Origin of the sequence: Agrobacterium tumefaciens (assembly GCA_025560025.1) — a bacterium.
Taxonomy (GTDB): domain Bacteria; phylum Pseudomonadota; class Alphaproteobacteria; order Rhizobiales; family Rhizobiaceae; genus Agrobacterium.
Window position 1 is genome coordinate 2,309,073 of record CP048485.1, and the last position, 23,680, is coordinate 2,332,752.

The 23,680-nt window shown below is 59.0% G+C and carries 21 protein-coding genes; 8 read left to right on the forward strand and 13 right to left on the reverse strand.

From position 1 onward, the window contains the following. Positions 1-5: 5 nt before the first annotated feature. Genes FY152_11270 through FY152_11280 form a run of 3 tightly spaced genes read left to right on the forward strand, consistent with a single transcriptional unit; the run spans position 6 to position 3,653 of the window. A complete protein-coding gene (locus FY152_11270; GenBank protein ID UXS32642.1) occupies positions 6-1,214 on the forward strand; it encodes a hypothetical protein in 1,209 nt (402 codons plus the stop codon). Positions 1,215-1,257: 43 nt separating this feature from the next. Then, positions 1,258-2,505, forward strand: a complete 1,248-nt coding sequence (locus FY152_11275; GenBank protein ID UXS32643.1) for a glycosyltransferase family 4 protein — start codon at positions 1,258-1,260, stop codon at positions 2,503-2,505. After that, positions 2,502-3,653 carry a glycosyl transferase gene (locus FY152_11280; protein UXS32644.1) on the forward strand — a complete coding sequence of 384 codons (1,152 nt, stop codon included), beginning with the start codon at positions 2,502-2,504 and terminating at the stop codon, positions 3,651-3,653. The genes FY152_11275 and FY152_11280 overlap by 4 nt, the downstream gene beginning before the upstream one ends. On the opposite strand, the gene FY152_11285 is transcribed toward FY152_11280, so the two are convergent. From FY152_11285 to FY152_11310, 6 genes are all read right to left on the reverse strand, one after another. Next, positions 3,619-4,359, reverse strand: a complete 741-nt coding sequence (locus FY152_11285) for a copper homeostasis protein CutC (protein UXS32645.1) — start codon at positions 4,357-4,359, stop codon at positions 3,619-3,621. The two genes, FY152_11280 and FY152_11285, sit on opposite strands and share 35 nt — an antisense overlap. 79 nt (positions 4,360-4,438) lie before the next feature. Then, entirely contained in the window at positions 4,439-5,644 is a 1,206-nt protein-coding gene (locus FY152_11290; GenBank protein UXS32646.1) for an MFS transporter, read from the reverse strand. A 62-nt stretch (positions 5,645-5,706) separates the two neighbouring features. Further along, the gene (locus FY152_11295) at positions 5,707-7,140 is read right to left on the reverse strand and encodes a M81 family metallopeptidase (GenBank protein ID UXS32647.1); all 1,434 of its coding nucleotides are present in this window, start codon (positions 7,138-7,140) and stop codon (positions 5,707-5,709) included. Between the two features lie 12 nt (positions 7,141-7,152). Beyond that, complete coding sequence (locus FY152_11300; protein ID UXS32648.1) at positions 7,153-9,072, reverse strand: beta-N-acetylhexosaminidase; 1,920 nt, start codon at positions 9,070-9,072, stop codon at positions 7,153-7,155. A 44-nt stretch (positions 9,073-9,116) separates the two neighbouring features. Further along, complete coding sequence (locus FY152_11305; GenBank protein UXS32649.1) at positions 9,117-9,899, reverse strand: SDR family oxidoreductase; 783 nt, start codon at positions 9,897-9,899, stop codon at positions 9,117-9,119. Between the two features lie 82 nt (positions 9,900-9,981). Further along, entirely contained in the window at positions 9,982-10,845 is an 864-nt protein-coding gene (locus FY152_11310; protein UXS32650.1) for a MurR/RpiR family transcriptional regulator, read from the reverse strand. Positions 10,846-11,088: 243 nt separating this feature from the next. Here FY152_11310 and FY152_11315 point away from each other — a divergent pair, with 243 nt between their 5' ends. After that, positions 11,089-11,574 (forward strand): hypothetical protein, encoded by a 486-nt coding sequence (locus FY152_11315; GenBank protein ID UXS32651.1) that lies wholly within the window; start codon positions 11,089-11,091, stop codon positions 11,572-11,574. Positions 11,575-11,726: 152 nt separating this feature from the next. Here the strand turns inward: FY152_11315 and ugpC are convergent, their stop codons facing one another. The 5 genes from ugpC to FY152_11340 all read right to left on the reverse strand — a co-directional run bounded on the left by ugpC (position 11,727) and on the right by FY152_11340 (position 17,232). After that, positions 11,727-12,839, reverse strand: a complete 1,113-nt coding sequence (gene ugpC, locus FY152_11320) for a sn-glycerol-3-phosphate ABC transporter ATP-binding protein UgpC (protein ID UXS32652.1) — start codon at positions 12,837-12,839, stop codon at positions 11,727-11,729. 187 nt (positions 12,840-13,026) lie between these two features. Continuing rightward, positions 13,027-14,259, reverse strand: a complete 1,233-nt coding sequence (locus FY152_11325) for an ABC transporter substrate-binding protein (protein ID UXS32653.1) — start codon at positions 14,257-14,259, stop codon at positions 13,027-13,029. Positions 14,260-14,299: 40 nt separating this feature from the next. Then, positions 14,300-15,157 carry a carbohydrate ABC transporter permease gene (locus FY152_11330; GenBank protein ID UXS32654.1) on the reverse strand — a complete coding sequence of 286 codons (858 nt, stop codon included), beginning with the start codon at positions 15,155-15,157 and terminating at the stop codon, positions 14,300-14,302. Continuing rightward, on the reverse strand, positions 15,154-16,038 hold the full coding sequence (locus FY152_11335; GenBank protein ID UXS32655.1) for a sugar ABC transporter permease: 885 nt from the start codon (positions 16,036-16,038) through the stop codon (positions 15,154-15,156). Before FY152_11335 ends, FY152_11330 begins: the two co-directional genes overlap by 4 nt. Positions 16,039-16,050: 12 nt before the next feature. Beyond that, positions 16,051-17,232: a Gfo/Idh/MocA family oxidoreductase gene (locus FY152_11340; protein ID UXS32656.1), complete on the reverse strand. Its 1,182-nt coding sequence runs from the start codon at positions 17,230-17,232 to the stop codon at positions 16,051-16,053. Between the two features lie 439 nt (positions 17,233-17,671). Between FY152_11340 and FY152_11345 the strand changes: the two genes are divergently transcribed. From FY152_11345 to FY152_11360, 4 genes are read left to right on the forward strand one after another with little or no spacing between them, the layout of a single operon-like run. Beyond that, the gene (locus FY152_11345) at positions 17,672-18,427 is read left to right on the forward strand and encodes a GntR family transcriptional regulator (GenBank protein ID UXS32657.1); all 756 of its coding nucleotides are present in this window, start codon (positions 17,672-17,674) and stop codon (positions 18,425-18,427) included. A gap of 25 nt (positions 18,428-18,452) precedes the next feature. Further along, a complete protein-coding gene (locus tag FY152_11350; GenBank protein ID UXS32658.1) occupies positions 18,453-19,475 on the forward strand; it encodes an SIS domain-containing protein in 1,023 nt (340 codons plus the stop codon). Then, positions 19,472-20,638 (forward strand): N-acetylglucosamine-6-phosphate deacetylase, encoded by a 1,167-nt coding sequence (gene nagA, locus FY152_11355; GenBank protein ID UXS32659.1) that lies wholly within the window; start codon positions 19,472-19,474, stop codon positions 20,636-20,638. Before FY152_11350 ends, nagA begins: the two co-directional genes overlap by 4 nt. A 3-nt stretch (positions 20,639-20,641) precedes the next feature. After that, positions 20,642-21,568: an ROK family protein gene (locus FY152_11360; GenBank protein UXS32660.1), complete on the forward strand. Its 927-nt coding sequence runs from the start codon at positions 20,642-20,644 to the stop codon at positions 21,566-21,568. Between the two features lie 6 nt (positions 21,569-21,574). On the opposite strand, the gene FY152_11365 is transcribed toward FY152_11360, so the two are convergent. Together FY152_11365 and FY152_11370 are read right to left on the reverse strand one after the other, a co-directional pair. Beyond that, a complete protein-coding gene (locus FY152_11365) occupies positions 21,575-22,837 on the reverse strand; it encodes an FAD-dependent oxidoreductase (protein ID UXS32661.1) in 1,263 nt (420 codons plus the stop codon). 33 nt (positions 22,838-22,870) lie between these two features. Further along, positions 22,871-23,572 carry a phosphatase PAP2 family protein gene (locus FY152_11370; protein ID UXS32662.1) on the reverse strand — a complete coding sequence of 234 codons (702 nt, stop codon included), beginning with the start codon at positions 23,570-23,572 and terminating at the stop codon, positions 22,871-22,873. Between the last annotated feature and the right edge of the window lie 108 nt (positions 23,573-23,680).

Consider the following 23,680-nt stretch of genomic DNA (forward strand, 5'->3'; position numbering starts at 1 on the left):
GGCCTTTGACCTCCCGTTTGAACGACGCGCGTATCCTCATGTACAGCCACGATTCCTTCGGCCTCGGGCATCTGCGGCGGTGTCGCACGATTGCACATGCGCTGGTGGAGGATTATCGCGGCCTCAACGTTCTCATCATTTCCGGCGCGACAATTGCCGGCGCCTTCGATTATCGCGCCCGCGTGGATTTCGTGAAAATCCCGAGCGTCATCAAGCTGCGCAATGGCGAATATACCTCAATGGACAGGCATATCGATCTTCAGGAAACGCTGAAGATGCGCCGTTCCATCATCTATCATACCGCCGAAAGCTTTCAGCCGGATATCTTCATCGTCGACAAGGAGCCCATGGGCCTTCGCGGTGAGGTGGAGGAAACGCTTGCCTATCTCAAGGGTCAGGGAACCAAGCTCGTCATCGGCCTGCGCGATGTCATGGATGCGCCGCAACTGCTTGAAGCGGAGTGGAAGCGCAATAACGTCATGACCAAGATCGGCCAGTTTTACGACCATGTCTGGGTCTATGGCCCGCCGGATTTCCACGACCCGTTGACGGGGCTGGATGTTCCCGAGACCGTTCGCGACAAGATGGATTTCGTCGGCTTCCTGCAGCGCTCGAAAACGCAGGCGGAAACCGTGGCGCATCGTCCGGAGGGGGACTATCTTCTCATCACCACCGGCGGCGGCGGCGATGGCAGCGAATTGATCGACGACGTCATCAACGCCTATCGCCATGATAGCGAATTGACGCACAAGGCGCTTGTGGTGCTCGGCCCCTATATGCCGGCCGATCAGCGCCAGCGCTTCATGAGCAGCGTTGCCGATATTCCACATATAGAAATCATCGAATTCGACAATCGCATGGAAGACCTCGTCGCCGGCGCGCAGGCCGTCGTGTCGATGGGCGGCTATAATACCGTCTGCGAGATATTGTCCTTCGACAAGCCCGCCCTTGTCGTGCCGCGCACGGTGCCGCGGGAAGAGCAGCTTATCCGCGCCAGCCGCGCGTCCGAACTCGGCCTGTTCGACATGCTTTTGCCGGAAGATGCCGAGAACCCCGCCAAGATGGCGGCGGCTCTCAAGGCGCTGCCGAACCGTGCACCGCCCTCCGTCAATTCGAGGGAACTGAAACTCGACGGTCTGGAAAACATATCGAAAAGGATCGCCGAGTGGCTGCCGCCCGAGGGCGAAAAGGCGCCAATCCCGCTGACCGCGTGACCTGCTCCCCAATAACCACCACTTTAAAAGAGACACGCGCAACGTGACCGATACAAAAAAAATCGTGGTGCTCCTCAAGGGCTATCCGCGCCTGTCGGAGACTTTCATCGCCCAGGAACTTCTGGGGCTGGAGAAAGCCGGGCTGCAACTCGAACTCATGTCCATGCGCCGGCCGACGGATAAAAAACGCCACCCCGTTCATGATGAAATTCGCGCACCCGTCACCTACCTGCCGGAATATCTGCATGAAGAACCGCTGCGCGTTCTAAAGGCATTGTGGGCGTGCCGCAAAAAGCCGGGCTTCACCAAGGCGCTCCGCCGCTTTTTCAGCGATCTGCCGCATGATCTCAGCCGCAACCGGTTCCGCCGTTTCGGGCAGGCCGCCGTCCTTGCGCATGAATGGCCGGCGGATGCCGAATGGCTGCATGTCCATTTCATCCACACACCCGCCTCGGTCGCCGCCTATACCCATCTCATTACTGGCACACCCTGGACGATTTCGGCGCATGCGAAGGACATCTGGACCTCGAACGACCGTGACCTTGCCGCCAAGCTGCAAAGCGCCCGCTGGGCCGTGACCTGCACTGCCGGCGGCTTCCAGCATCTGCAGACCCTTTCCGGGGCCAGGCAGAATGTGCATCTGAGTTATCATGGCCTCGATCTCACCCGCTTCCCGCATTTCGAAACGCCACGCCCGGCGAGAGACGGTTCAGATGCCGGTGACCCGGTCAGGATTTTAAGCGTCGGCCGGGCGGTCAAGAAAAAGGGCATCGATATTCTCCTGCGCGCGCTGGCTTCACTCCCGCAGGATATCCATTGGCGTTTCACCCATATTGGCGGCGGTGATGAACTGGTCGCGCTGAAGAAACTCGCAGACGAGCTTGGCCTCGCCGACAGGATCGTCTGGACCGGGGCCATGGACCAGAAGCAGGTGCTGGAGAATTACCGGGAGGCGGATCTCTTCGCCCTTGCCTGCCGCATTACCAGCGATGGCGATCGTGACGGCCTTCCCAATGTGCTGGTTGAGGCCGCGAGCCAGGCGCTGACCTGCATTTCCACCAAAATCTCAGGCATTCCGGAATTCTTCGTCGACGGTGAAAACGGGCTGCTGACCGATCCGGAAAATCCGGCCGCATTCGCCGAAGCACTGCGTGCGGCCATCACCGATGCGCAATTACGCCAGCGTCTGGGTGCTGCCGCCGAAAACCGCGTTCGAACCGCTTTCGATCATCGCACCAGCATTGCCGAACTGAAGGCCCTGTTCGAAACCGAGTGGGAAAAGACGCCATGAGTGATACGGAAAAGCGTCCTTCAGTCTTCTTTTATGTCCAGCATCTTCTCGGCATCGGCCATATCGCCCGCGCCAGCCGCATTGCCAACGCCCTGCAGGCGGATGGTTTCGATGTCGTTCTGGTGACGGGCGGCACCCCGGTTCCGGGCTTTCCGGGTGAGGGCATCCGCCATGTCGAATTGCCGCCCATCGCCGTCAGCGACGGCAGCTTTTCCGGCCTTGTCGATAGTTCCGGCAAACCGGTGGATGACGCCTTCAAAAAGCTTCGAACAGACATGCTGATCGGTGCTTACCATGGCGCAAAGCCTGACATCGTCATCATCGAGGCCTTCCCCTTCGGGCGCAGACAGGTGCGTTTCGAATTGCTGCCGCTTCTGGACGAGATCGAGGATAGCGAACCGCGCCCGCTCGTCATGACGTCGCTGCGTGACATTCTGCAGGAAAAAACCAAACCCGGCCGTGACGAAGAAACCGTGTCGCTGGTGAAGAAACATTTCGACGCGGTGCTGGTCCATGGCGATCCGGAATTTGTGCGACTGGAGGATACCTTTCCTCTTGCCGGCGAAATCAGCCAGCGCATCATCTATACGGGCCTTGTTGCACCGCTACCGCCCCCCGAACCGGCGGAGAAATTCGATATTGTGGTATCCGCAGGCGGCGGCGCGGTTGGCGCAGCACTCGTCCGGGCCGCACTTGAAGCCGCCCCGCTGCTGGATGACATCACAAGCTGGTGCCTCGTAACCGGCCCCAATATGCCGCAAGCGGATTTCGATGCGATCTCGGCTGAGGCGGCGGACAATGTATCCGTCTTCCGCTTCCGCAAGGATTTCGCAAGCCTGCTTGCCGGCGCGCGGCTTTCGGTTTCACAGGCCGGTTACAACACCGTCTGCGATATTCTTCAGGCAAAATGCCGCTCGCTTCTGATCCCCTTCGCAGCCGGTGGCGAAACGGAACAGAGCGCCCGCGCCGAACGACTGGCGCGGCTGGGACTGGCGCAGGTGCTGGAGGAGAAAGATATCTCCGCGCAATCCATGGCCGATGCCATCAGGGCCGCATTGGCTCTGCCGGCCCCGGATAAGATCAAACTCGATCTCGACGGCGCTGCCGGAACGGCTAGAGTCTTGCGCCGCCTTTTTGATGAGCGGTGAGGATCGCCTTTAACTCGCGAACCGCCGCTTCGTCCGTTCCCTTGCGCCCATCGCCGGTAAAACCGAGCTTCGCCACCTTGCTTTCTGGATCATAAGACGGAACGGCGGAACAGGATGCGTGGATTTCCGTGATCGGAAAGCGGTCCAGCAATGTCTGCACGATCTGTGGACGCACGCCTGCACCTGGCATGATGACAATCCGGCCAGCGGCCTTCTCGGATAATCGCGCCAGCGTCTCCATGCCCTCAAGCGCCGAACGCGCGCCGCCGGAGGTTAGAATTCTCGGGAAACCGAGCGCGATGGCGGCCTCCAAAGCCTCATCCATGTCGGGAACGACATCGATCGCCCGGTGCAGCGTCGAATCCAGCCCATCGGCGTGGCGGCGCAATTCCTCGAGCAGTGGAATATCAAGCGATCCGTCGCCAAGCGATGCGCCGAGCACCACGCCGGAAAGCCCCGCAGCACGCGCCGCATCAATATCGCGTTTCATCACATCGGCTTCGTCACGTGTGAACACGAAATCACCGGCGCGCGGTCTGATCATCACGCTGACCGGCAATCCATAGGCCGCCGCTCGCTGCATGAAACCCGCAGACGGTGTGACGCCGCCACCGGACAATGCCGCGCAGAGCTCGATACGATCGGCACCACCCCTGACCGCCGCTTCCAGCCCGGCCACATCGTCCACGCAAATCTCGAGAATCATCGTAACCTCTTTCATTCGAACGTGCTCTGTTCACGCACCGGGTTATCCGAAAGCCGCCCACACTTTTCGGCCCGACGCTCTACCTGCGGCGACCCGTCCCATCAAGCGCATAGAGCATGTAAACGCCGCCGAGACCCACAACTGCTCCCAGAATGGAGGTTCCCGAATAGCTTGTGACAAATGTGCCCAGGGCGAAAATCAGCGCACCCAGGCCGGCACCAAGGAAGATATTGACGGCGATCAGCGAGCTTCCAAGCCCCGGCCGATCCGCGATCAGCTCCTGCAGATAGGTAATCGGGATACTGATGATGGCCGCCGCGCCCAGCGCGCTGATGACGGTTTGTGCGTAAATGTGCCATGGCGCGGAAGCGAGGCCCTGCAGGATGAGATAAATGGCATAAAGCACCGCTCCCGCCGCCAGCGTCAGCGTTTGCGGCACCTTTTTCTCGATCCAGCCCCACAGGAGAATGAAAACGATTTCCAGCGCCGCGACGATGCCCGCCACGATGCCGATATCCGCGACCGTGCCCTGCGCCTGACCCGTTATGATCAGCGAACGTATGGAATCATTGAGATGCAGCATTGAGCAGATCAGGGCTATGGCGATGATCCGTAGCAGCACCCGCCGAGACCCGACTTCCGCAAGCGAAGCGCGGAAACCGAACCGCGCCTCGGTGTTCACGGTCGCCGGCGTGGCGGCGCGCGGGAGGCAAAAGGCCACGAGCAGAAAGCAGATAAGCGCACAAATACCCGAGAAAAGGAAAGCCAGCAGCATATTGCCGGAATTCACCAGAAAGATACCGACGATGCCCGGCACCAATACCCAGGAGAGAGAAATCGTTGCCCGCATGATCGAATTCACGGCGATCATGTCGCCCGTGGAAAGATTGCGGGCATCGGCACGCACATGCGCGAAAATCAGCGAATTCATCGCCCCGAAGATCGGCAGAAGAACGAGCTTGGCGCTCACGAAAGCCGTGGCGTTGCCAACCAGATAGACCAGCATATAGCCGCTGACACCGAAGAGCGCGATGAACAGCATGGGCTTGCGATATTCGCCCAGCCTGTCGGCGACGATGCCCATCAGCACGCTGGCGCTGACATTGATGACGGCGGCAAACAGCATCAGCAGGGAATAGACGGTGTTGCTGAGCCCGATTTCACGAATGCCGATAACCGCCTGATAGGGAGCGGTGGCTGCATTCGAAAACCCGAAAAACAGAATAGCGAGCGCCCCGATGCGGATCGACGGATTATTGATAACGATGGAAAGAGCCGACGGCATGGATATTCGCCTGAGATGATCCGGCATCGCCGGATCGCTTGATAAAACCTATCGAACCGCCGTCATCGCCAGCGGGCAGAAAGGATGGGTTTCGGGATATAGTCGAAATGCGGCTTCCATGGGTAAAAATCGCCGTCCCGGCGGCGATTGGGAAGATTTTCGATATCCTGATTGATAACCCCCTCCGTCAGCGCCATCAGATTGGGATTGGCGATCGGCGCAAGCTCCGGCGAAAGATAACCTGACTTGACGACCAGCAGCCTCACCGTCTTCAGATCGAAGCCCAAACGGGTGAAATCCGAAATCATGTGATAGGGCCTGCGCCTGGCGGCCAGAATAACGGTAATGCCACCGATGCCGACCACCGCCTGCCGCTGATCCGTAGCACCTGGATCGTCCAGTTTCAGGACCCTGGCTTCGGCGGTGACGGATGGGCTCTCGGGATCGAGACTGCCGCCGATTTTCAGGGAAAGCGTCGCATCCTCGCCCGCCGCAAAACAGGCTTCGACCGCTGGCCCGTCGGTGATGCCGCCCAGCAACGCGCCCTGCCAGTTGCGCGCAATCAGCGCCGCCAGAACATCGGCGCGATCGCCCACCCCGCCGCCGGTCGGATTGTCGCCCGAATCCGCGAGAATGATCGGACCGGTGGTCGTTTTTGCCGCAATATCGAGAATGGCGTCGAGCGGCTCAGTCACCGGCCCGAAACGGAAATCCTGCCGGGCATTCCAGTAGGATTGCGCGATCTCACTGGCAACCGCCTGCGCGGCCTCCCTGTCTGTCCCCGTCACCACCGCACAGGACGTCGCCCTTGGTTCGTCGGCCCAGACATAGCCGATCATGAAATTCGCATCCCATATGCCGGGCCGGGCATCATGATCCGGCAGAACGGCATAGAGGCTTTTTGTGGGTTCATCTTCCGTGGATGTCTTTTCACCCGGCAGCAGAATGGGGATTTTCGCCCAGGCCACACCAGGCTTCTCGCCCGTCTTCAGCGCCTTAAGCAGCATCGTCCACGCCCGCACCATCGTCTCGCGCACATCGATATGCGGCGCGGTTCGGTAGCCGGCGAAAATATCGAGCTGATCGATGATCGTCTGGCTAACATTGCCATGCAGGTCGTAGCTCGCAGAAATAATCACATCCGGCCCGACCACGGCGCGGGCGCTGGAAATCCAGTCCCCCTCGGCATCGTCCATGCCTTCGACATTCATCGCGCCGTGCATCGCGAGATAAAGCCCGTCAAGCGGCAACGAGGCTCTCAAACGTTCGAGAAACTCCGCCTTGAACGCCTCATAGGCCACACGCGACACGGGGCCGCCCGGCACCGCCCGCGCATGCAGAAGTGGCAATACTTCCGCCCCGCTCCCGCCGAGAAAGTTGAAATACTCGGCTTCCAGCAGCTCCGCGCCGCGAAAAACGCGAAAGTCCTCCTGGCGCATCAGCACCGGCGAGTAGGTGCTGCATTCGGTATGAATACCACCAACGGCAATACGCATCACGCCTTCTCCTCAATAAACCGGATTGAGGGGAACGATGGCGGAAAACCTCAGCCAGTCTTTCTGCGCTTTCGGCGTCCATGCCGCCTCTGCGATGGCCGGCAGTCTTGGGAAAACCAGATGGTTGAAATAAGCGCGGTTGAGGAAATGTTCGGACCAGATGCAGGCCTGAACGCCCTTCATCCGTTCCTTCAACTCCTCTGGAAAATCGCCAACCGCCTCATAGGCATAGGTGTGCGAAGGCGGAACGGTGCCGGCCCAGCTTGCACCGGGCTCCTGCCAGGCTTCATCCTGCACCATGTCGAGATAATAGGCCTGTCCGGGCGTCATCACCACGTCATAACCCTGCTTTGCAAGCTCAAGGCCAACTTCCGGCTTCTGCCATGCCATCAGCAATGTTCCCGCCGGATCCACACCGCCGCCATGCGAAACCTCGTCCCAGCCGGCAAGCTGGCGGCCACGCTCATGCAGCATCCCCTGGATGCGCTTCATGAAATAGGACTGGATGCCGAAGGTACCGTCGAGCCCTTCCTTTTCCATCAACGTTTTGGCAAGCGGCGAGGCAAGCCAGGAACCATCCGCAACCTCGTCGCCACCGATGTGGATCAGCCGCGAGGGGAACAACTCCACCATCTCGTCGAATATCTTGCCGAGGAACTCGTAGGTCGGCTCGATGGCCGGGTTGAGCGCATTGTTGGGATAGCCCTGTACCGAACGGTAGCTGTCCGGCGCTTCCTGCCCGTCCGTCAGATCCGGATAGGCGACGAGAGCCGCCGTGCTGTGGCCGGGTATATCAACCTCCGGAACGATTTCGACGTTCAAAGCCGCCGCATGTGCAACGACCTTGCGTACATCCTCCTGGCTGTAATAACCGGACACCGGTTCGGCGCCGTTGCCGAGCTGCGGCAGAAGCGGCCCATCCGGCCCGCGTGTCGCGCCGACGGTGGTCAGCAGCGGATAGGCCTTGATTTCAAGCCGCCACGCCTCGTCATCGGTCAAGTGCCAATGGAACCGGTTCATGCGCAGCCATGCGAGGATATCGATAAGCCGTACGACATCGCCAGTCGGATAGAATTGCCGCGAGACATCCAGATGGCAGCCGCGCCAGCTATAACGCGGCGCATCGCCGATGCTGCCGGAAGCCGGGAAACGGAATTTGGGATCGACACGCGCACCATGCAGCAATTGCGCCAGAACCGTCAGGCCATATTGCAGGCCGGCAGCGGCCGAATATTCCACGACGACGGCCTCATCCGAGAAAGACAGGCGATAACCTTCCGCTTCCAGCCCGCTATGCTGTTTGAAACGAAGCGGTTTTCCCTCATGAACGGGCGCAAGGCTGAAAGGCACGTGTCCCACGGCAAAAAGCCTGCGGAACAGCGAAAGCACGGTTTCCACCGCAAGTACTTCCTCAGCCTTCGCATTATCCGCCGGGTAAAGCGCGACGGGAAAGCCCTCGCCCGGTTCGGCATCGATTTCAGCAGGCCAGGGCTGGATGGCGAAAGGCAGGTCGAGCTTCCCTTCGGGAAGCAGAACCGGTGCTGGCTCGCTGTGACGCCCATCCAGCATCAGGTCACCGACATCGACCGCACGATGCGTGCCGTCGGCAAGGCTGATATAAGCGGATTTCGCACCATCCGTGCGATGGCGGGCTGGCCTCAGCAAGCCATCGACGGTGAAACGCCAGGATTTACCGGCCTCGAGCACGAAACCGGGCGGCGGCGCAAATTCGTGGAAATTGGCATTGCGGCGCAGATAAACGGCATTGCCGCAAACCGGCTTGTCCACCGTCCGGGTGAGGGATGTGTAGACGATGCGAAAGTCCTTCAGCGGCTCGCGGGAAAGATTGACCAGCGTGAACGTAAAGCCGCCGGATGCGGACTCTGCGAGCGGATGCCATGAATTTTCAAGACGATAATGTGCGAGCGCCATAATGCTCCCCTTTATTGCGCAGTGAACCCGGAAGAGGGTTTCGGTCAGTAGTGTTCGGATTGCGAGAAAGTACGGGCAAGCGGCGCCTGCCCCGCCGTCAGCCCGCAGTCCACCGGCAGGCACACGCCGCTGATGGAGGCCGCCTGCGGCCCGGCCAGAAAGGCGACGGCATTGGCCACATCTTCTGGCCGCACGATGCGCTGCAATGGATACCAGTGCTTGGCTTCCTCAAAAACCTGAGGATTGACCGCCGCCCGCGCCTCCCATGCCTGCGTGCGCACGGTTCCCGGCGCAACGGCATTGGAACGGATGCCGAATTTACCGTATTCGACGGCGATCAGCTTCGTCAGATGGATCAGCCCCGCCTTCGCGGCGCTATAGGCCGGATGGCCGAACACCGACATGCCGTTGACGGAGGTGATATTGATGACAGATCCCTGCGTCCGCTTCAGCGCCTCTTCGAAAGCCCTGAAGCAGAGAAACGGCGCTTCCAGATTAAGGGCATTGTCCTTGCGCCATATCTCGGCGGTCGTGTCGTGCAGGCTGACCGCTCTTGCAGCGCCCGCATTGTTGACCAGGGTCGCGACATCACCCAACTCCGCGACCTCCAGGGCCAGCCTTGCAAGGTCCTGCGGATCGGTCACATCGCAGGTTTTCGGAACGAAGGCGGAACCGGAAAGCAGGGAAAGCGCAGTGGAAAGGGCGTCGGCATCGATATCAACCAACACCACCTTTTCATGGCTTTCAGAAAGCGCCACGGCAATTGCCCGGCCTATGTCACCTGCCGCCCCCGTTACGACGGCGACCCGGTCTTTCCTGTCCTGCATCTCATGCCACTCCTTTAAAGCTTTCCGACCAGTTCCAAAGCGGAATTTCAGGTAAACCGCTCACACTTTTCCCATCCCGCTTTCAGTCACCCAGCAATTGCCGGTCATCCGGGTCGCGATGTTCCACGAGTTGCTGCTTGATGTGACGCAGGGTCACCATCGACCTTTGCCGATGGTGATAGGCAGCAAGGGTCGCCAGAATATCGACGGCGGCCAGATAGGCGTAACGCGATGAGGTCGGACGGAAGATATTGTTTCCCTCAGGTACGTTGACGGCCACCACCATATCGGCCGCCATGGCGACGGGCGTGTCGCTCTGGGTCAGCGCAATGGTGGCCACTCCCATTTCCCGTGCCAGCCTGAAGCATTTTACCAGCTCCATGTTGCGGCCGGAAAAAGAGGAGCCGATGATGACGTCTTCCTTCCGGGCGGCAGCCGTCATCATCAATTGCATGCTGTGGTCGGCGCTTGTCGAAACACGCAGGCCCAGGCGAAACAGCCGGTTCTGGATTTCCGACGCGATCATCGAGGAGTTCCCGCCCGCACCGAAGGCGTAGATCATGCCACTATTGGCGATCTTGATCGCCGCTTCACCGGCAAGGGCGGGATCAAGCGTCTTGTGCAGCAGGAAAAGTGCCTCCTGCGCCTTGGCAAGCACCTCCTCGGCGACATCCGACGGACCGGTGCTGGTGGGCTCCGAAGTGAGATAGCGAATACCCACATAGGCGGTCTTGGCAAGGCTGACCTTAAAATCCGAAAAGCTCTGGCAGCCCAGACGGCGGCAGAAGCGCGTCACCGTTGGCGGGGAAACTTCTGCACGCGCGGCCAGCTCGATGATCGACGCATTGACGGCGAATTCGAAGTCCGAAACCAGAATCTCGGCGATCCGCCGCTCCGATTGCGAGAACTGCCCCTTGTCTTCCTGAATCCTTGCGAAAATATCCATGCTCACCGGTCTCCGTTCCGCCAAAACTTAAGGCTTGGCCCCGTTACCGATGCACTCTAATCCGAGACGCCCGTCAACTGTACATACCCATGAATCGATCATGCTTCGTCCCGTTGACGACACGGCGGACACCTTTGATTTGAAAATTATTTTCTCTGTTGATTGCAAGATGAGCATATGCGAACAATATTCGCCAGCGAAATTTCCGAATCCTGAAAATAATTTCAACAATGGACCCAGATCATGCGCGATCCCTTTAAAAACCCCTTTCCCGAAACAGACGTCGCCCGCCATTCCATATGGGAGATGCTGGTGACGCGGGATATCGACGCGTTCCTCGCCGCCGACTGGTCGAAGGTCGCGGATGATTTCGTCGAAGAGGGCTTCCTCGGTATCAATGCCAACCGGGATGCGAACCCGGACAACTGGCGTCTGTCCTTCCCGTCGCTCGTGGCCTATCGCGATGAATGGCTGCGACAGGCGCAGGATTTCCAAACCCAGCACTTCGCCGAAGACCCGCGGGGTGCGATCTTCGCGACCACCACATTGGAAGAAATCGAAGTGGAGGGTGAAACAGCGCTGGTCCGCAAGAAGTTCGATGGCGGGCTTCGCAAGGCCGATGGCAGCTTCGACGTCATGAAATGGCAGACGCTCTATTATTGCCGGCTGCATGAGGGCCGCTGGAAAATCAGCGGTTTCACCGGCTACATGCCCAACTCGATGCCTTGATCCAACGCTTTTGCGAGAAATATTCGAGCGCCGGGCCGAAAGCCCGGCGTTATTTTTTCGTCCGGAAAAGGCGAAAGAAAACCGTCGAGAATGGATCGCGTCAGGAAAAACCGGGCATGGCAATACAGATTTCATGGCCCGGTTCCTGCCCTTTATTGTATCAGCTTGAGGACTGAAAGATCGACACGCCGTTCCAGCGCGATACCGCTCTCATCAAACAGATGGCAATCCGACGCCTTGATGCCGGTCACGATAGGCTCGTCGACGACAACCGGCGCGGAGCCGGAAAGCAGCGCGCAATAGTTCTCGCCCGTTGGGGCAACGCCATAGGCGATCGTATTCACCCCCAGCCGCTCGATGACGCTCGGTGCAACCTTCACATTGAGGTCAGCCATTTCAAGACCGGTATGTTCCGGACGGATGCCAAGCGTCAGCTGCTTGCCTTCCAGGCCGGCACGCGGCTCCACCGGCACGGTGATCGTCTGCCCCTCATATTCAACGGTCACCCCATCGGCGCTGGCGGATTTGCAGGTGACCTTCAGGAAGTTCATTTTTGGGTTGCCGATAAACCCGGCAACGAAGAGATTCGCCGGCTTATGATAAAGCTCCAGCGGCGCCCCGACCTGGGCGATTTCACCGGCATTCAGCACAACGATGCGGTCGGCCATGGTCATGGCCTCCACCTGATCGTGCGTCACATAGATCATCGTCGCCTGCAGCGTCCGGTGAAGATTGGTGAGCTCGATACGCATATCGGACCGAAGTGCCGCATCGAGGTTGGAAAGCGGCTCGTCAAACAGGAATATCTTCGGCTCGCGAACAATGGCGCGACCGATCGCAACGCGCTGGCGCTGGCCACCGGACAACATGCCGGGGCGCTGCTGCAGGCGCTGGTCGAGTTGCAGGATCTTGGCAACCCCCTCGACCTTCTCCTTGATCTTGCTTTCTTCCATCTTTTCGACGCGCAGCGGAAAAGCGATGTTTTCGAAAACCGTCATATGCGGATAGAGCGCATAGGACTGGAAGACCATGGCGATGCCGCGTTTGACCGGCGGCAATTCATTGACCTTCACGCCGTTAATGACGACGTCGCCGGCGGTAATATCCTCAAGGCCGGCGATCATGCGCAGCAATGTGGATTTGCCGCATCCCGAGGGGCCGACAAAAACGACGAACTCGCCATCCCTGATGTCGAGCTGAACGCCCTTGATGACTTCGAAATGTCCATAGTTCTTGCGGACGTTATTGAGATAAAGCTGACCCAAAACTTGCCTCTCCCGTCACCAGCCGACATCAGGCTGCGTTCAGAGACGTTCCGCAACATGGAATAAACCGTGTCGGATCGGAACCGTTAAAAAACACGGGACGGAGCGGCCATAATGGCGGCAGGCATTCCCGCGGCGAAATATGCCGGTTGCGGGCGGCCTTCGCCCGCAACCTTGTCAATGTGGATTACTTATACTGCTCGAGAGCGGACGAGGCCTTCTTCGCGGCATCCTCCGGCGTAGCCTTGCCGGTAACGACAGACTGCACCATCTCGATCATCGTGTCCTGAAAGCCCTTGTAGTCGGTGAAGAGCGGCTCGGGACCACCATAGGCGATACCGTCGATCAGCGGCTTCCAGAAGGGGTCCTTGGCGATGAATTCATCAACCTTCGGCGACGGACGAAGCGGGGTGAGGCCAGCGCCGCCCTGCAACTCGTATTCGCCCTGCGGGCCGGGCGAGGTGATGAACTTGGCGAATTCGGTCGCCTTTTCTTCCACGCCCGTTCCCTTGAAGATCGCGAGGCTGTCGGTGATGAGCAGCGTGCCGGGACCCTTGGCTTCAGGGCCGAGCGGCAGGGTCGCGATGCCCCAGTTGATCTTGGTTTCCTGCAGACGGGTTGCGGCACCCGAACCGGCCTGGATCATGCCAACCTTGCCATCGAGGAAGATGGCGCGGATTTCGTTCTGCTCATAGGCGGTCGGACCTTCGACGGAATAAGGCGTGATGTCCTTATAGGCCTTAAGAGCCGCGACAACCTGCGGGCTGTCGACGGTGATCTTGTCACCATCGATAACCTTGCCGTTATTGGTGTAAACCCAGTGCATGAACTGGTGCATGGTGTTGTCGAAGGTCTTGGCCGGCAGGCCGTAACCGGCGATGCCGGTCTTTTCCTTGATCTGCTTGGCGAAGGCGATTTCTTCAGCCCAGGTCTTCGGCGGTGTTTCCGGGTCGAGACCGGCCTGCTTGAACAGGTCCTTGTTCCAGTAAAGCGCCTTGGTCGAGAAAGCGACCGGCACGCCCCACTGCGTATCCTCGAAGGTGACCGTGTCGACAATGTTCGGGTAATAGGTCTTCTTTTCGTCTTCCGTCATCGGCACCGGAACGATGAGATCGTTCTGCGCGAACTGCTTCAGCGTGCGCGAACCGACATAGGCCATGGCGACCGGGGTGCCGGCGGCAGCGAGCGTGGTTGCCTTGTCCTGGCACTGCGCCCAGCCGACGACTTCAGGCACGACCTTGAAGCCGGCATTCTTGCCTTCCCATTCCTTGATATACTTCTCATGGATGGGGTCCATCTTGTCGCCGCAATAGATCCAGCTGATCTCCTTGTCGGCGGCATGCGCCGTCACCGTGCCAAGGGCAGTGGAACCGGCAAATGCGACAGCGCAAAGCGCCAATCCGTAATGTTTCAGTGCCATAGGTAGTCTCCCATTTTCTGGTGGTCGTTCCGATTGTTGATTATTTCACCGCGCCGGCGGTCAGACCGCTGACGAGATATCGTTGCATGAAGAAGATGACGACCATGGCCGGCGCAATGCCGACGAAGCTGGCTGCCATCAACTCATTCCAGATGACTTCCTGACGACCGAAATAAGCGAACAGACCAATGGGCAGCGGCATATATTCGGTCTTGGAATTGAAGGTAAGCGCGAAGATGAACTGCTGGGCATAGGCGCCGATGAAGGTGGTGATGGAGACGACCGCGATGCCAGGCATCGCAAGCGGCAAGATCACCCGGCGGAAGGTATAGAAATAGCTCGCACCATCCACATAGGCCGCTTCCTCCAGCTCACGCGGAATACGCAGCATGTAGGTCCGCAAAAGCCAGATGGCGGTGGGGATCAGGAAAGCTGCACCGGGAATGATCATCGCGAAATAAGTGTTCAGCACGCCCATATTGCGCATCAATCGGTAAAGCGGGATCAGCAGCACCGCGCCGGAGAACATGTTGATCGCCAGAAACGCGCCGAGCAATTGTCCGCGACCGCGAAACTGGAACCGGGCAAAAGCATAGGAGGCCGGCACCACCAGAAGCAGAACGATGATCGTCGAGATCGTCGAAATGAAGAAGGAGTTGAAGACGTAGCGGGCAAAGCCGGGAACGCTGACCCACATGGTCCGATAGGCCTCGAAGGAACCGTTCTCCGGCCAGAATTTATACGGCGAGGAAAACAGCAGGCTGAGCGGTTTCAGCGAAACCAGAAACCCTTCCACGAAAGGCGCCAGGACGAAGGTCAGGAACACGGCGATGCCGCAATAGATCCCGACCATTTCATACCACCTGTAGCGGTTGATCATCGCATTCTTGTCGGTCATCGGCTGGCCTCCTGCGAGATACGGCTGGTGATGCGGAAGTAGAAATAGGTGAAGATCGACAGGAAGATGCAGATCAGCACGGCGCGGGCGGCACCCTCACCGTATTTGTAAGAGCCGATCGCCGTCTTGTACGTGTCGATGATCATGGTCGTCGTCTGGCCGGTCGGACCGCCCTGCGTCAGGATCCAGATGATGTCGAAGGAATTGAAGGTCGAAATCAGCGAGATCATCGACATGGTGATCATGGCGGGCAGCATCAGCGGCAGCGTGATGCGGCGGAAGCGGTAGGCGCGGCTTGCCCCATCCGTCCAGGCCGCCTCATAGAGGTCCTGCGGAATGGCCTGAATGGCGGCCAGCAGATAGAGCGTCACCATCGGCACGCCGATCCACACATCGGTGATGATGGTCGCCCAGAAGGCCGTATTGCCATAGGCGAGGAAAGCGACCGGACCATTCACAAGGCCAAGGTTCTGCAGCACGCCGGAAATCATGCCGAACTGGCCGTTATACATCCAGCCCCACATGAAGATGCCGATAGCCATCGGCACGATCCATGGCGGCATGGTCAGGATGCGAAACAGCGCGCGGCCCGGAACGGCAGAGTTCAGAAGCACTGCGCCAAATGTGCCGATGATCATCTTTATCGAGACGGAAAAGAACGTCCAGATGAAGGTCCGCGTGATGACATCGGCAAAAGTCGCGTTGAAGATCTTGTCGTAGTTGATGAAGCCTACCCAATTCGTCGTTTTTCTGAGCGACGCATCGGTAAAGGACAGGATGAAGGTATCGACGAGCGGATAAGCAACGATAACCGTGATGTATAGAAGTGCCGGCAAAAGAAGAAGCCAGGCAAAGACGACCGCGCTGCGTTTCGCATCCATCGCCGCGCCCCCTTAAGCCGATTTCGCCGCAGGCGTCTTCGGCTGCCCATGAAGCGCCAGATCGTATTCCTCCCACACCGGCTTGAGATCCACCACCTTGCGGCCGTGGCGCGCCTCATCCATGGCAAGCGCCAGAATACCGGCCTCGATGGCATCAAGTGCGGAAACCGGCAGCGGCGTGCCCTTGACGATATGGTCGATCACGTCCTCGGCCATCTGCTCATCCGCACCGTAATGCTGGGAGAGCGCAGTCGCCGCCGAATAGGTCTTGGCGACAGTCTTTTCGTTGGTCCGGGCATTGTGCACGTTCAGGAAACCGCGCACGAAATCGCCCTCCGCCATGCCTTTGGCGCCGATGACGCAGAAACGGCGGAAATCATCGGGAACGTTGAGATTGGTATGGAAGGCAAGCGACGCGCCGTTCTCATATTCGACGATCGCCGTCTGATAATCGATGATGTCGCCGTCGCTGTCGAAGACCTTTTCCGAGCCCATCCAGCCGCTTGGCTTGCGATGGTAGACCTCCATGTCGTTGATACCGTCATTTTGCGGGGCATTCGCAGGCGTGAAGCTCTTGCGTCCGCCGAAACTCGACACGAAACGCGGCCGCGCACCGACAACACCATTATAGAGATCGAGGTCGTGGCAGCATTTTTCCAGCATGAAGGAGCCGGAATAATTCTCGTAACGCCGCCAGTCGCGCATGAAGAATGCGCCGTGATAGGGCGGGATATGTTCCGAAGCCTCGATGGAAACGACATCGCCCAGCTTGCCTTCAGCCTGTGCCGCGCGCAGATCGCGGTAAAGCGGCGAATAACGCAGGACCAGACCCACCAGCAGCCGCTCATGACCATGCTTGTTGAGCAACCGGGCGAGTTCGAGGCTTTCCTCGATGCTGACGACGATGGGCTTTTCGGAGAAGATGGTGCAACCGGCCTCAAGCCCGATGCGGATATGCTCAAGATGCATATGGTTCGGCGAGCCGATCATCAAGAGGTCGAATTTCTCGCCGGCGATCAGCGCCTCGGGGCTGTCATACGCCTTGCCAACCGAAATGCCCTTTTCCTTGAGACCCGGCAAACCAGCCGGCGCGGGATCGACGTAACCGACGATCTCGAAGTCCTTGTCAATCTCATGAAAAACGTAGCCCAGATAACCGAGACGGAATCCGAGTCCGATAATTCCCACCTTCATGAACTTTGTTCCCTGTTCATTCGTAATTCATTTTCGCAGAAGCAACCATTTCTGTGCTGGTTATTCACATATCTGCGATAATTTCCTGCCACGATGAAATTAATTTTCACAACGGTCAAGCTAAATTCGATTTCGCAAATCCCGCTGAGGACTGGAAATCGATTTTTCCGCTGACGCGCAAGCGAAACAAGACCGCTGCGGCCACCGACGTAAAAAACAATACCAAAAAAATGCCAATCGTCTAGAGCAATTCCTGTTGTGGGAAATTTTTTTTGGTTAATGCGAAAATATCAAGCACATGGCCTTATTATTTGGCAAAATATCGAAAAAAACACCGATTTATCGTACAAATACACCAATGGTTCTATTTTGGTATTGCCGATTGTGGTGCGTGTGGTATAGCGAAAATTCGCCACATCGATTGTGACAGAGGTTATGCATGAACGGCGCAGCGCTTAATCTGGACGACCTGCAATCAGGAGGCGGCGGCCCGCTTTACCTGAAACTGCGTCAGACGATTGAAGATGCCATCAATGCCGGCCGCCTGAAACACGGCGACGCCTTGCCGCCCGAGCGCGATATTGCCGAAAGCGCCTGCGTCAGCCGTGTCACCGTGCGCAAGGCGGTGGACGATCTCGTCCGTGATGGGCTTCTGGTGCGCAGGCACGGTTCGGGCACCTTTGTCGTCAAGCCCATCACCCGCATGCAGCAGCCCTTGACCAAGCTGACCTCGTTTACCGAGGACATGCGCCGCCGCGGCATGGCCGCGAGCACGCGCTGGCTGGACAGGGGACTGTTTTATCCGACCGGTGACGAGATGATGGCTCTCGGCCTGTCCCAATCCGCCATGGTTGCAAGGTTGACACGACTGCGCCTTGCCAACGACCAGCCGATCGCACTCGAAGTCACGAGCCTGCCCGGTGATATTCTGCCCGACCCACAATTGGTGGAAAACTCGCTCTATATGGAGCTCGAAAAAAACGGCATTCGCCCCGTCCGCGCCATTCAGCGCATCTCCGCCCGCAATCTGACGGATGAGGAGACCCTGCTGCTGGGCGTTCCGCCGGGCTCGGCGGCGCTGTCCGTGCAGCGCATGGCCTATCTGGAAAGCGGACGCCTCATGGAAATATCCCGCGCCCTTTATCGCAGCGACGCCTACGACCTCGTCGCCGAACTGACGATGACCTCCGAATAAACACACCGACCAAGGACAGAAAACGATGACAACCCTGATGCGCCAGGAAATCAACGAGATTCCCGATGCCGTCGCCCGTCTGCTGGACAATGCGAAAAATGATTTCCACGAGGCCGGCAGCCAGCTGAAGGCCCGCGATCCGGCGGTTATCGTCACGATTGCGCGCGGCTCCTCCGACCACGCTGCACATTTTCTGAAATATGCGATCGAATTGCAGACCGGCCTTCCGGTGGCCTCTCTCGGCCCCTCGCTCGCTTCCATCTACCAGACAAAACTGCGGCTGGAACGGGCGGCGGCCTTCGCTGTGTCGCAATCGGGTAAAAGCCCTGACATCGTTGCCCTGGCACAAAGCGCCCGCAAGGGCGGCGCACTCACCTTCTCCCTCGTCAACACCCTGCCCTCTCCGCTTGGCGATGCGGCCAATCAGGCGATCGATATCCAGGCAGGACCGGAAAAAGCGGTTGCCGCGACCAAGTCCTTCGTCAATTCCATCGTTGCCGGCCTCGCGATCCTGGCCGAATGGACGGAAGACAGCCTTCTGGCCAAGGCCGTCAGCGCCCTGCCGCAGAATTTCGCCAAAGCAATCGCACTCGACTGGAGCCAGATCGCTGAGGCGGTGAAGGGCGAGGAATCGCTTTATATGCTGGGTCGCGGTCCCGCCCTTGCGATTGCCGCGGAAGCCGCGTTGAAGTGCAAGGAAACCTGCGAGCTGCATGCGGAAGCCTATTCTTCGGCGGAAGTCATGCACGGCCCGGTCTCGCTGGTCGCACCGAAATTTCCGGTCATCGCCTTTGCCGCGCGCGACCGCGCCGAAACCTCCGTCACGGATATTGCCGCAAATCTCGCTCAAAAAGGCGCGAATGTTTTCGTCACTTCCGCCAAGGGCAGCCCGGCCAAGCCGCTGCCCTTCGTAGAAACCAACCATCCGCTGACGGATGCCTTGCTGCTGATCGCGCCGTTCTACGGTTTCATCGAGCAATTGTCGCGTGCAAGAGGCTTCAACCCGGATGCGCCCGTGGCGTTGAAGAAGGTCACGGAAACCCAATGAGCGGCATCAGGGCATTTATCGGCGCGCGCATTTTCGACGGCGTCACGTGGCACGATGACAAGGTGCTTCTGACCCGCGACGGGCATGTTGCCGCAATTTCGGACAGCGTACCCGCCGACGCCGAGACAATCGATGTGAATGGACTGCTGATCGCGCCGGGCTTCATCGACCTCCAGGTCAATGGCGGCGGCGGCGTCATGTTCAACAACCAGCCGGATGTGGCGGGCATTGCCCGCATCTGTTCCGCTCATGCGCAATTCGGCACCACGGCGCTGATGGTCACGCTCATCACCGACCGGCCGGACGTGACCGCCATAGCGGCGCAGGCGGGCATTGCCGCCAGCAAGGCGCAGGTGCCCGGTTTCCTAGGCCTGCATTTCGAGGGACCGCATCTTTCCGTTGCGCGCAAGGGCACGCATGATCCGGCGCTGATCCGCAAGATGGAGACGGCCGACCTCGCAGTCCTGACCGGCTGCAAGGCGCAACTTCCCTTCGTGCTGACAACCATTGCCCCCGAAAACGTGACGGCCGAACAGGTTGCGGCCCTCAGGGACGCCGGCATCGTCGTCAGCCTCGGCCATACCGATACCGGCCTTGATGTGGCGACGGCCTATGCTGAAGCCGGCGCATCCATGGTGACCCATCTCTTCAACGCGATGAGCCCTCTTGGCCACCGCGAACCAGGGCTGGTCGGAGCCGCGCTTTCGAACGGTGGACTGGATTGCGGGCTGATCGCCGATGGTTTCCATGTCGATCCGGCTGCAATCGGCATTGCGCTTCGTGCCAAGAACGGCCCGGCCCGCATTTTCCTCGTCACCGATGCCATGTCCACCATCGGCACGGATGACGACGGTTTCGAACTGAACGGCCGGCAGGTCTATCGCAATGGCGGCCGATTGACCCTGGCCGACGGTACGCTTGCGGGTGCGGATATCGACATGCTCTCCTGCATCCGCTTCATGCATGAGAAGATGGAAACACCGCTGGAGGAGGCGTTCAGAATGGCCTCAGCCTATCCGGCGCAGGCAATCGGCGCCTCCGGCAAGGGTAAACTTCTGCCTGGTTTCGATGCTGATTTCGTCATGCTGACACCCGACCTCCAGATGCATTCGACATGGATATCAGGAGAAAAAATCTATGATGCCAAGCGTTCGGGAGTGTGAACCATGATCGTTTGTTTCGATATCGGCGGAACGACCATCAAGGGCGCCATTGCCCATGCCCCGGACGATATTCGCCCCGTTCCGCGCATACCGACACCGAAAACCAGTTTTGAAGACTTCGCCGCCGGCCTGAAATCCGTCATCGACGAGAGCGGCGGCACACCCGGCTGCGTCTCGCTGTCGATTGCCGGCGTCATCGATCCGGAAACGGGCAAGGCCACCGTTGCCAATATTCCCAGTATTCACCGTACCGTCTTGAAGGACGAGCTCGAAAAGGCGCTCAACCTTCCCGTCATCGTTTCGAACGACGCGGATTGTTTCGTGATCGCCGAATCGGAGATCGGCTCCGGACAGGGTCATCGCGTCGTCTTCGGCGTCATCCTTGGAACGGGCGTCGGCGGCGGGCTGGTGATCGACGGTAAGCTCATCAATAGCGATGGCGGTTTTGCCGGCGAATGGGGCCACGGCCCAGTGGCCGCGACATTGGCGGGCAACCCGCCGGTCTCGCTGCCGCGCTTCGAATGCGGCTGCGGCCTCACCGGCTGCGTCGACGCTATCGGCAGTGCCCGCGGCATGGAAAAGCTGCATCTGCATCTTCACCGGCAGGATATGACCAGCGAGGATATTATTGCCGCCTGGCAGGCGGGGGATGCGCAATCCGCCAGAACCATCGATGTTCTCATCGATATTCTCGCCTCCCCGCTGGCGATGGTGATCAACGTTACCGGCGCGACCATCGTGCCGGTTGGCGGCGGGCTTTCGAATTCCAGGGAACTTGTGGGCGCTCTGGACGAGGCCGTCAGGAGCCGCATTCTCAGGCGCTTCAACCGCCCGCTCGTCGTGCCCGCCATTTGCCGGATCGAGCCGGGGCTGATTGGCTCGGCCGTTATCGGTCTTAAATATGCCAGGGAGATCGAAGACGCCGCCTGAGCGGCGTCATACGGTCTCGATCTTTTCCCGACGAAATCCAAGCCCCACCAGCCGGCCCGTCAGATGGGCAAAAAGCGGAAATCGCATGATCGCCAGCACAAAGGCGGGCGGACCTTTCGGCTTTTCCGCCGTGCCCGTATCCGCCTGCTCCTTCTTGCGACCGATACGCATCATCCGCTGCAGAAACTGCGTGGCCTTGGTCGGGAAGGATCGACGTTTCTGGATTGCGGCGAGATCGTCATCGGTAACAGCCCGGCCGGACGAGAACACGGGCACGAGGACATTGGCTGCGGCCACGGCGTCCTGAACAGCGAGATTGATGCCGACACCGCCAACAGGCGACATGGCGTGGGCCGCATCGCCGATGCAGATGAGGCCCGGTTTCCACCAGCGCTTCAACCGGTCGATACGAACGGTCAGGAGATGCACGTCGTCCCAGCTCATGATTTCGTCAAGCCTCTCGCGTGGGAAAGGGCAGATTTCCGCAACCCTGTCCCGGAAGGCTTCAAGTCCCTCAAGCTTTATGTCCGCGAAGAAGCCCTTGCGCACCACGTAACCGCATTGCCAGTAATCGCCACGATTAATCATCACGAAACCCTGCCGCGAGCCAGCATGACCCATGGTTTCGGTCGAATCCCCCGGCTGCCTTGAAAGACGCATCCACAGCACTTCGGTCGGAATGCCGAAACGCTGCACTTCCAGCCCCGCCGCTTCGCGGATGATGGAATTACGGCCATCCGCTCCCACCACCAGATTGGCCTCGATTTCGATCACGCCTTCCGGTGTATTGACGGTGAAACCGCCGACACGTCCGTCGCGCTCGATCAGACCCGTTACCGGCGCATTCATCAGCAGCCGGAAATTCTCGTATTGCCCAGCCTTGCCGACGATGAAATTGAGAAAATCCCATTGCGGCATGAAGGCAATGAAACGATGCCGGACCGGCAACCGGGAAAAATCAGCAATGGTGACGCGCTCGCCGCCGATGACCCCGTTCAGCCGTGGCGCACGCGTATGTGGCAGCCTCAGGAACTCCTCTATGAAACCCAGCTGCTCCATCAACTCAAGCGTGGAAGGGTGGATCGTATCACCGCGAAAATCACGCAGGAAATCCCCGTGTTTCTCGACCACCGTCACATCGACGCCGCTGCGGGCAAGCAGCAGGCCAAGCATCAGGCCGGCCGGCCCGCCACCGGCAACCGCGACGGAGGTGCGGATGTGCTGAACGGCCTTGCCTTCATTTTCCGGTGAGATTTTCGCTTCTGCCATCACCTTCCCCCGTTTCAGTCCCGTCACACGTCTCTATCGCGCATCCGCCGCCGGAAGGTTTGCATTTTTCGGCTGCGGCCAACCATGAGCATCGAAGCGAAAAAGCATTTCGGACCGGGCGAAGATAAAGGCGAAGGCCATGGCAGTCCACAAGCCAAGCAGCAGCCCGGCGGCAACGTCGCTTGGATAATGCGCGCCAACAATGACGCGGGAAACACCGATGGCAAGCGCAAGCAGAAGGAACACCCAGCGGAAGCGCGGCATCAGCATCGCGAAGACGCCGAAAAAGGCGCCGGCAGCGGTTGAATGGCCGGAGGGAAAGCTTTCATAGAGATTATCGCCGGTAAAAGGCGTGAGGCTATAGGCGCCCATTTCCAGAAGAAGCTCTGGCCGCGCCCGCCCGATCAGGAATTTCAGCGTATGGACGAGAATGCTGGCGGTACCGATCGTCAGGAAAAAATAGGCAAGAAGCCGCCACGCCGTTCTCAATCGCCCGGCATAGGTGCGCGCCTGCAAGACCCGCGCGGCAATATAGGCAAGGATGGCAAGAGCGCCCGTGGAATAGAGCATCCAGCTGAACGTTCCGAAATCGGTAATGGAGCGATTGAAGGATACGATCGTTCCAGGCAGGGCCTGGGCACGTTCCGAAAGACGCGGGTCGAAAGGAATAAATACCAGAACCAGCACAAGGCTTGTCGCAAAAATCCATCCGCTGGAAACCAGAAAACGTCGCATCAATATCCTCTCATCGTTTTTTCAGCATATGGCTTTGCCTTGGAGAAAAACAATAGCAGGGCTTTATCCTTGTTATGGCTGATTTTCGCGAGTAGAGGCTAATGCATG